A 9,543-nucleotide genomic window follows, 5' to 3' on the forward strand; every position below is an offset into this window, starting at 1 on the left:
GAGGCTCGTATGAGCACAGCGGTACCGGTCGTGCGCGTCGGGTGTCGACGGGCCCCCGATTGTCTGTCGAAATGTTATGAACGCGGGGGCGGAGCGTGTCAAAGGACACAGCCCGCCCCCGCGTGACTACGGCAACTTCCGTAGATCGATACCGACTTGTGGCTACTTCAGCCGGGCCATCAGAGCGTGCTCCACCAGCGTGATCAGGCCACTCTTGGCGTCCGCGCGGTGGCGGGCGTCGGTCGTGATGATCGGGGCGTCGGGGCCGATCTGGAGTGCTTCGCGTACTTCGTCGGGTGTGTAGGGCTGGTGTCCGTCGAAGCCGTTGAGGGCGATGACGAAGGGGAGGCCGCTGTTCTCGAAGTAGTCGACGGCGGGGAAGCAGTCGGCGAGGCGTCGGGTGTCGACGAGGACGACGGCGCCGATGGCGCCGCGGACCAGGTCGTCCCACATGAACCAGAAGCGGTCCTGTCCGGGGGTGCCGAACAGGTAGAGGATCAGGTCCTGGTCCAGGGTGATGCGTCCGAAGTCCATGGCCACGGTGGTGGTGGTCTTGTCCCCGGTGTGGGTCAGGTCGTCGATGCCCGCGGACGCGGACGTCATCACGGCTTCGGTGCGCAGCGGATTGATCTCCGAAACGGCACCGACAAACGTGGTCTTACCCACGCCGAAGCCCCCTGCCACCACGATCTTCGCCGAGGTGGTGGCACGGGCCGTACCGCCGCTAGAGCTTGCGAAGTCCACTGAGCACCCTTTCGAGCAGTGTCACATCCGGCGCGCCGCCGGCCTCTCCGTTGCCCGGCTGGTGGATGGCCACCATGCCGGCTTCCGCCAGGTCCGCCACGAGGATCCGCGCCACACCGAGCGGCATGGACAGCAGGGCCGAGACCTCGGCCACCGACTTGACCTCGCGGCACAGGTGGCAGATCCGCTGGTGCTCGGGGAGCAGCGTCCCCAGATGGGCGGGGTCCGCAGTCGTGCTGACCAGCGCCTCTATCGCGAGCTGGTACCGCGGCCGGGTCCGGCCGCCGGTCATGGCGTACGGACGGACCAGCGGCTGGTCGCCTTCACCGTCGTACGACGCGTGGTGCAGTGCGCCGTACGGATCAGGTGAGGCGGGTGGCGGGGTCATAAATCCTCCGGGCGTGACAGCAGGGTGTCGGCTTGCCGTCTGAAGGTGGCCGGTGCGGGGCTGTGTCGGCCGGACGGGTGAGGGTTTTGAGTAGTACCTGGGGGGATCGTGTCAGGTGTCTGCCGCATGGCCGTCTAGTGCAGCAGACTGCCTTGTAGTTCGGCACGGAGGTCAGGGGTGAGGACGGTCCCCGCGCGGTCCACGAGGAGAGCCATCTCGTACCCGACCAGGCCGATGTCGGCGTCCGGGTGGGCGAGAACGGCCAGCGAGGAACCATCGGAGATGGACATGAGGAAGAGGAACCCCCTCTCCATCTCCACAACCGTCTGGCTGACGGCGCCGCCTTCGAAGATCCGGGAGGCACCTGCCGTCAGCGAGGTCAGGCCGGAGGCGACGGCCGCCAGCTGATCGGCGCGGTCGCGCGGGAAACCTTCGGACATCGCCAGCAGCAGGCCATCCGCGGAGACCACCACCGTGTGGGACACCCCTGGGGTGTTGTCCACGAAGTTGGTGATCAGCCAGTTCAGATTCTGCGCGGCCTGACTCATGGGGCTCAACTAACGCTCCTGCTGGTGAGTGGGGCCGAGTTGGAAACTGCCGGTAGACGAGCCGGTGTTGGCCTGTCGTCCCTGCTGGATGCCCCGGCGGAGATTGGTCAGACGGCCGCGTACGTCATCGGGCGCACGCGAGACCTGAGGTCCGGACTGATGATTCTGCTGCTGAGCGGTGCCCGGCACCAAATTGGCACGTGGAACGCGGCGAGGCAGTCCGGAAGTGGTGATCCCGCCCGCGGCGGGCTTCTTGACACGCTCCGCCTGCCGTACGAGCTCGTCGTTGGGCGAAGCGCGCCACGAACTCGTGGCGCCGGTGTCGGCCGCGCCACGGCGGGGCATGGGCGGCGGTGTGCCGGCGTGCTGAGGAGCGGCCGGTTCCTGCGGCTCGGCGGCGGGCGGCTGCTGGCCGCCCTGCTGCGGGCCGTGGAACCAGTTCGTCTCCAGCGTGTCGTACAGCGGCGTACGCCCGTCACCGGGACCGGCCGGCGGCAGCATGTCCGACTGCGGCTGCTGCGGCAGGGCCGGGAGCTGCGGAAGGTCACCCGCGGCGGGGGCGGGCGGACGCGGAGCCCCGAAGTCGCCGAAGTCGGCGTTGTCACGGCGGGGCGCGGGCGCCTGCGGGTACTGCGGGGCCTGGGCGCCGAAGCCCTGGTCCTGGTGCAGGGGATTGCCGAAGCCCTGGTCCTGCGGCGCCCCGGCGTTGTACCCCTGGTCCTGCGGGACCGGGGGGTTGTAGCCCTGGTCCTGCGGCATCGGGGCGTTGAAGTCGGGACGGGCGAACTGCGCGGTGCTCGCCGGGTCCGGTGCCTGCGGGGCCTGGGGCGCCTGCGGAGCCGAGAAGTCCGGGCGGGCGAACTCGGCGGTGGCGGCCGGTCCCTGACGGTCGTTCACCGGTGAGCCGAACGGCTGGTTCGGGCCGGAGGTGCCGGGCCGGGCGAACCGGCCGGCGTCGTGCTCCTCGTGACCGCGCGGGGAATCCGGCGTACGGCGGGGGCCGCCCTGCTCCTCGACGCCCCAGCTGGTGCTCTGGGGGCGCTGGGGCTGCGGGTTGCCACCGGGCAGCTCGGCCCGGGGTCCGCCGGAGGGCGGCAGCTGGCGGCCGGGGCCACCGGGCTGCTGGGGCCCGCCCTGGCCGGGCTGGCCCTGCTGAGGCTGAGGGTTCTGCCGCGCGGGCGGACCCGAGTGGCCGAAGAGGTTGGGGCGGCCCGAGTCCGCGCCGGCCGAGGGGTCCTGCGGGGGGCGCGCGTTGGCCCGCGCGCTGCCGGAGAAGGCGCCGGCGAGGCCGCCGCCCTGACGCTGGGTCTCGGGCCGGCCCTGGTTGGGCAGGCCGGGGGTCTGCTGGCCGGGGCCCTGCTGCTGACGCCCTCCGGTGTCGCGCGAGGGCAGCGCGGCCCGGGGAGCCGAGCCCGCGCCGACCTGTCCGCGCGGGGCGGACGAACCCAGCCCCTTGGCCGGGGCGGCGGGCGGACCGGAGAGACCGGGACGGGGACCGCCGCCCGCGGCGGGAGCGCCGCCGCCGGCGAGGAGACCGCCCGGGGCGCCGCCCGGCTGGCCCTGGCCCGGCTTCGGCGGCGGCTGCTTGCCGCCGTGCGCGACCTCCATGGGCAGCATGACCAGCGCGGTCGTACCACCGGAGTCGGAGGGGCGGAGCTGGATGCGGATGCCGTGACGCAGGGACAGGCGGCCGACCACGAACAGACCCATGCGGCGCGACACCGAGACGTCCACGGTGGGCGGCGAGGCGAGCCGCTCGTTGATCGCGGCCAGGTCCTCGGGGGAGAGGCCGATACCGGTGTCGTGGATCTCGACGAGCACACGGCCGTCGGGCAGCGCGTGACCGGTGACCCGGACCTTCGTCTGCGGCGAGGAGAACGACGTGGCGTTCTCCAGCAGCTCGGCGAGGAGGTGCACGAGGTCGTTGACGACGCGGCCGGCGACCTCGGTGGCGGGCACCGCGGCCAGTTCGATGCGCTCGTACTGCTCCACCTCGGAGGCGGCGGCGCGGAGCACGTCGACCAGCGGCACGGGCCGGGTCCAGCGGCGGCCGGGCTCCTCGCCCGCGAGGACGAGGAGGTTCTCGCCGTTACGGCGCATACGGGTCGCGAGGTGGTCGAGCTTGAACAGCGAGGACAGCTGGTCCGGGTCGGCCTCGCGGGACTCCAGCTCGGAGATGAGCGAGAGCTGGCGCTGGATGAGGCCCTGGCTGCGGCGCGAGAGGTTGGTGAACATCGCGTTGACGTTGCCCCGCAGCAGCGCCTGCTCGGCGGCCAGACGGACGGCCTCGCGGTGCACGTCGTCGAAGGCCGCGGCCACCTGGCCGATCTCGTCCCTGGAGTGCACACCGACCGACTCGACGGAGGTGTCGACGTCCTGCGGGTCCGTCTCGGAGAGCTGCCGGACGAGCTCGGGCAGACGGTCCTGGGCGACCCGGGTCGCGGTGTCCTGGAGCCGCCGCAGCGAACGGATCATGGACCGTGCCACGACGAACGCGCCGACCAGCGACACACCGAGGACGATCAGGATGATCGCACCGTTGAGGATCGCGTCGCGCTGCGACTCCTCACGCAGCTCGCGGGCCTTGCTCTCCATCTCGCCGAGGAGCGTCTCCTCGATGGTCTTCATGGCCTGGATCTTGTTGGAGCTCTGGTCGTACCAGTCCATGTACGTACGCGTCTTGCCGCTGCCCTCCATGCCCAGGGGGCTGTCGAGCACCTTCTTCGCGTACATGTCCGCGGCCGTGATCTCGGGGTTCCCGTTGTCCAGCGGCGCGAGCAGCTCGGCGGAGCTCCTGCCTGTGGACTCGTAGGTCGTCTCGAAGGTGGTCAGCGTCGTGCTGGCCTTGTTGAGCGCGTTGCGCCCGAACGCCTGGTCGTTGTCGTTCAGGTGCGTCTCGTTGCTGTCACCGCCGGGCAGTGCCGCGGCGATGATGGCGCGCTCGACGGAGGCGTACTCCTTCGAGGAGGAGAAGGCGGCCAGCGCACGCGTCCGCTTGATCATCTCCGGGTTGCTGGTGGCCTGCGCCATGTCCTGCGAGAGGCTGAGCAGCGAGGTGATCAGCTGGCTGTACTGGTCGATCGTGTTGAGGCTCGGGCTGTCGGCCGAGTAGGCGTCCTTGCGGATGCTGGTGATGTTGCCCAGCTGCCTGCCGATCTGGCTGACGCTCGCGTGGATGCTGTCCAGGGCCGCGTCGCCCGGGATGTTGCCGATCTCGTCGGTCGCCTCGAAGAAGGCGGCCTTGGCCCGGTCGGTGCGCTCGCGGGGCTGGGTGACCTTGTAGTCGGTGGCCTTCACGCCGTTCGACAGCGGGCCGGCCGACTTGTCGCGCTCCTCCTGGAGCGCGTTGGCGAGCGCGGTCGCCTGCTTGGTCATCTTGGTGAGCAGCTGCATGTGCTCCAGCTGGTCCATGTCGTTCATGGACTCGTTGATCCGCAGCCCGCCCAGCGTGGTCGCCGCGACCACGGGGAGGGCCAGCAGCGAGACCAGGCGCGTGCTGATGCGCCAGTTACGCAGAGCTATGCGTGAGCCTGTGGAGGGCGGACCGGCGGGTGCGGGGGGCGGCTCCACGTCGGGGCTGCCGGCTCCCGGCTGGCCGGGGCGCTGCGCACGGTCGCCGCCGTCACCGATGGCACCGGGATTCTGGGCGTGCTGGGGCGAGGAACCGCGGTCGTTCGCTCCGCGCGGCTCCTGGTCCGCCGGGGTTTCCCCTCGGCCCTGGCGGGGCTGGGGCGACCCCATGCCATCCCTCTTGAAACGTCCCTGCACTAGCGTCGCAACCTCTGGACCAGGCGTCCCCTCGCGCGTGGCGCGACAGAACGGTGTCGGCGTCGTGGGGCGCTGGACGCGCCCCATGGTGGTCGTGAGTGACCGGCGTACTTCCCCCTCCCGCCGCCACTCGGCGCTGCGTTGCGCCCCTGCGCGCTGGGCCTGAAACCCGCGGCGGTGCGTGGAATTCCAGCACAGTGGAGGATCTCCAACAAGGCCCTCGTACCGGGCTGTGACCTGGATGACACGGTGTGACGGGCGGGTAACAAGGTGTGGAACGTGTTCACGGTCAAACCGGGTGATTAAGGGTGTACTCCCTGGGGGTGACAGGTGTCCCAGACGCCATGATCGGGAGCGGAATAGCTGATTCAGTAATGGATTGTCGGGTTTGCATCCCATGGTCAACTGCCCGCAATGGGCGGTTTGTCGGCAACTTCGTGAGCAAACTCACATGACGATCGCCGTCTCATCCCGGCCACGACGGGGAATCGGATGTTTAGCCTGGCGCTTTACAGGGATAGCGAATCCGACAACCGGCGCGCCTTCGGGCGGTGCCCCAGCGGCAAGGGTCCACACGGCAGATGAAGACGACGATGGTGTTCCGCAACATTGCCAACCCCCGGCGCACGACGCTGGCGCACCTCGAGGACGCCGCCGCGCTGCAGAGGCCGGAACAGCGTGAGCACGCCGTCGACCTGCCCACCCAGACGGCCAACCCGCGCCGCACGATCCTCATGGAAGCCCCGGTCACGGCGACGGACCGGTAGCGGCCCCCGGCCGTCGTACGCGCGGCTGTCCCCCTTCGCCCGCGTTAGCCTGGAGCGTCAGTCTTCAGCCAGCCAGCAAGTGAGGGGCGACAGCATCCCGTGCGCATCGCCAGGTTCTCCATCGACGGCAATGTCGCCTTCGGAGCGGTCGAGGGCGACAGCCCCGACAGCCTCGTCCTCGACATCATCAAGGGCATCCCGTACACCGACTTCGAGCTCTCCGGGACCAAGGTCCCGCTGAAGAAGGTCCGGCTGCTGCCGCCCGTGCTCCCCAACAAGGTCGTGGCCATCGGCCGCAACTACGCGGAACACGCCGCCGAGATGGGCAACGAGGTCCCCGATGTGCCCGTCGCCTTCTTCAAGCCGACCACCTCGGTGATCGGCGCGGGTGACTCCATCGAGTACCCCTCCTTCTCCGAGGAGCTCCACCACGAGGCCGAGCTGGCCGTGGTGATCGGCCGTATGTGCCGCGAGGTTCCGCGTGAGCGCGTCAAGGACGTCATCTTCGGCTACACCTGCGCCAACGACGTCACCGCCCGCGACGTCCAGCGGCGCGAGAGCCAGTGGGCCCGGGCCAAGGGGTTCGACACCTCGTGCCCGCTCGGCCCCTGGGTGGAGACCGACGTCGACCCCGGCGACCTGGCGATCCAGGCCACGGTCAACGGCGAGCAGCGTCAGCTCGGCCGGACGGGCGACATGATCCGCTCCGTCGAGGACCTGGTCGTCCACATCACGGAGGCCATGACGCTGCTCCCGGGCGACGTGATCCTCACCGGAACCCCCGCAGGGGTCGGGCCCCTGCACGTCGGCGACGAGGTCGCCGTCACCATCGAAGGCATCGGCACTCTCACCAACAAGGTGATCAAGCGTGGTTAACGCACCCGTCCGCGTCCGTTTCTGTCCCTCCCCGACCGGCAACCCCCACGTGGGCCTGGTCCGCACCGCCCTGTTCAACTGGGCGTTCGCCCGGCACCACCAGGGCACCCTGGTCTTCCGCATCGAGGACACCGACGCCGCCCGTGACTCCGAGGAGTCCTACGAGCAGCTGCTCGACTCGATGCGCTGGCTCGGCCTCGACTGGGACGAGGGCCCCGAGATCGGCGGCCCGCACGCCCCGTACCGCCAGTCGCAGCGGATGGACCTCTACAAGGACGTCGCCGCCAAGCTGCTGGACGCCGGGCACGCCTACCACTGCTACTGCACCACCGAGGAGCTCGACGCCCGCCGCGACGCCGCCCGCGCGGCCGGGAAGCCGTCGGGCTACGACGGACACTGCCGCGACCTGGGCGAGGAGCGGAAGGCGGCGTACGAGGCCGAGGGCCGCACCTCGATCGTCCGCTTCCGGATGCCCGACGAGGCCATCACCTTCACCGACCTGGTCCGCGGCGACATCACGGTCCAGCCGGAGAACGTCCCGGACTACGGCATCGTCCGGGCCAACGGCGCCCCGCTCTACACGCTCGTCAACCCCGTCGACGACGCCCTGATGGAGATCACCCACGTCCTGCGCGGCGAGGACCTGCTGTCCTCCACCCCGCGCCAGATCGCCCTCTACCGGGCGCTCATCGAGCTGGGCATCGCCAAGGACACCCCCGCCTTCGGCCACCTCCCGTACGTCATGGGGGAGGGCAACAAGAAGCTCTCCAAGCGTGACCCGCAGGCCTCGCTCAACCTCTACCGCGAGCGCGGCTTCCTCGCCGAGGGGCTGCTCAACTACCTCTCGTTGCTGGGCTGGTCGATCGCCGAGGACCGCGACATCTTCGGCCGCGACGAGCTGGTGGCCGCGTTCGACATCGCCGACGTCAACGCCAACCCGGCGCGCTTCGACCTGAAGAAGGCCGAGCACATCAACGCCGAGCACCTGCGGATGCTCGACGTGAAGACGTTCACCGAGGCCTGCGGCCCCTGGCTGAAGGCCCCCTTCGCCCCCTGGGCGCCCGAGGCCTTCGACGCGGAGCAGTTCGCCGAGATCGCCCCGCACGCCCAGACCCGTGTGACGGTCCTCTCGGACATCACGGCCAACGTCGACTTCCTCTTCCTGGACGAGCCGGTCGAGGACGAGGCGTCCTGGAACAAGGCCATGAAGGAGGGCTCCGACGCCCTGCTGGCCACGGCCCGCGCGGAACTGCTGGCCGCCGACTGGAACGCCGAGGCGCTCAAGGCGGCCGTTCTCACCGCCGGTGAGAAGCACGGCCTCAAGCTCGGCAAGGCGCAGGCCCCGGTCCGCGTCGCCGTCACCGGCCGCACGGTCGGCCTGCCGCTCTTCGAGTCCCTGGAGATCCTGGGCCGCGAGAGGACGATCGCCCGCGTCGACGCGGCGCTGGCGAAGCTCGCCGCGTAGCGCCCGTACACACCCGACGGGGTGGCCGCCCGAGCCGGGCGGCCACCCCGTCGGCATGCGGCGGATCTGCCGGTAACCTGGCCGGCATGCCGATCCGAGCGGTTCTCTGGGACATCGACGACACGATCTTCGACTACTCCGGGGCGGACCGCGCCGGCATGCGCAGGCACCTGGAGATCGAGGGGCTGCCCGCGGCGTACCGGTCCCCCGACCACGCCCTCGACGTCTGGAAGGCCGTCACGGACGTGCAGTGGACGCGGTTCTCCGCGGGGGAGATCGACTTCCCGGGGCAGCGGCGCGAGCGCGTACGCGCCTTTCTCGGACGGTGGCTGAGCGACGGCGAGGCCGACGCGTGGTTCGGCCGGCACGCCACCCACTACGAGGCCGCCTGGGAGCTCTTCCCGGACACCGTGCCCGTCCTGGACCGGCTGGCGGACGGGTACCGGCACGCCGTCCTGTCGAATTCGAGCATCCACAACCAGGACCGCAAGCTGCGCGCGCTCGGGGTGCGGGACCGCTTCGAGGCGGTCGTCTGCGCCGTCGAGCTGGGCATCTCCAAACCGGAGGCGGGAGCCTTCCACGCCGCCTGCGAGGTCCTGGAACTCGACCCGCACGAGGTGGCCTACGTGGGCAACGAACCCGACATCGACGCGGGCGGAGCGGTGGCCGCCGGGCTGACCGGCATCTGGCTGGACCGCGAAGGACGGGGCGGGCGTCCCGAACTCGTACGGATCACGGGTCTGCACGAGCTTCCCGGGCTGCTGGCGGGCGATACCCGTTTTGGAGCGCCGGACACCTTCAGGTAATGTTCTTCCTGCGCCGCCCGAGCGGGCCGAAAGATCCGGCCGGGAAGCGCAGACAGAAACATAACCCGCAGGGGTTGCGTTTCAGTGGGCTATGGTGTAATTGGCAACACTACGGTTTCTGGTACCGTCATTCTAGGTTCGAGTCCTGGTAGCCCAGCGCAAGACCGAAGTAACAAGCCCC

General features: G+C 70.2%; 8 protein-coding genes and 1 tRNA gene. 5 read left to right on the forward strand and 4 right to left on the reverse strand.

Annotated features, from left to right (window positions below):
• Positions 1–162: 162 nt before the first annotated feature.
• From ACFVS9_RS04760 to ACFVS9_RS04775, 4 genes are all read right to left on the reverse strand, one after another.
• Positions 163–744, reverse strand: a complete 582-nt coding sequence (locus tag ACFVS9_RS04760) for an ATP/GTP-binding protein (RefSeq protein WP_015611636.1) — start codon at positions 742–744, stop codon at positions 163–165.
• The gene (locus ACFVS9_RS04765; protein ID WP_003966010.1) at positions 725–1,132 is read right to left on the reverse strand and encodes a DUF742 domain-containing protein; all 408 of its coding nucleotides are present in this window, start codon (positions 1,130–1,132) and stop codon (positions 725–727) included. The genes ACFVS9_RS04760 and ACFVS9_RS04765 overlap by 20 nt, the downstream gene beginning before the upstream one ends.
• A gap of 134 nt (positions 1,133–1,266) precedes the next feature.
• On the reverse strand, positions 1,267–1,680 hold the full coding sequence (locus ACFVS9_RS04770) for a roadblock/LC7 domain-containing protein (protein ID WP_006127850.1): 414 nt from the start codon (positions 1,678–1,680) through the stop codon (positions 1,267–1,269).
• 9 nt (positions 1,681–1,689) lie between these two features.
• A complete protein-coding gene (locus tag ACFVS9_RS04775) occupies positions 1,690–5,421 on the reverse strand; it encodes a nitrate- and nitrite sensing domain-containing protein (protein ID WP_383117865.1) in 3,732 nt (1,243 codons plus the stop codon).
• A 608-nt stretch (positions 5,422–6,029) separates the two neighbouring features.
• On the opposite strand from ACFVS9_RS04775, the gene ACFVS9_RS04780 reads away from it, so the two are divergent.
• The 5 genes from ACFVS9_RS04780 to ACFVS9_RS04800 all read left to right on the forward strand — a co-directional run bounded on the left by ACFVS9_RS04780 (position 6,030) and on the right by ACFVS9_RS04800 (position 9,519).
• Positions 6,030–6,215 (forward strand): hypothetical protein, encoded by a 186-nt coding sequence (locus tag ACFVS9_RS04780; RefSeq protein WP_383117866.1) that lies wholly within the window; start codon positions 6,030–6,032, stop codon positions 6,213–6,215.
• Between the two features lie 99 nt (positions 6,216–6,314).
• The gene (locus tag ACFVS9_RS04785) at positions 6,315–7,091 is read left to right on the forward strand and encodes a fumarylacetoacetate hydrolase family protein (RefSeq protein ID WP_383117867.1); all 777 of its coding nucleotides are present in this window, start codon (positions 6,315–6,317) and stop codon (positions 7,089–7,091) included.
• Entirely contained in the window at positions 7,084–8,556 is a 1,473-nt protein-coding gene (gltX, locus tag ACFVS9_RS04790; RefSeq protein WP_389930027.1) for a glutamate--tRNA ligase, read from the forward strand. Before ACFVS9_RS04785 ends, gltX begins: the two co-directional genes overlap by 8 nt.
• Positions 8,557–8,642: 86 nt before the next feature.
• Entirely contained in the window at positions 8,643–9,362 is a 720-nt protein-coding gene (locus ACFVS9_RS04795) for an HAD family hydrolase (protein ID WP_383118948.1), read from the forward strand.
• A gap of 85 nt (positions 9,363–9,447) precedes the next feature.
• Positions 9,448–9,519, forward strand: a tRNA-Gln gene (locus tag ACFVS9_RS04800).
• The last annotated feature ends 24 nt before the right edge of the window (positions 9,520–9,543 follow it).

Origin of the sequence: Streptomyces sp. NPDC058008 (assembly GCF_042886395.1) — a bacterium.
Classification (GTDB): domain Bacteria; phylum Actinomycetota; class Actinomycetes; order Streptomycetales; family Streptomycetaceae; genus Streptomyces.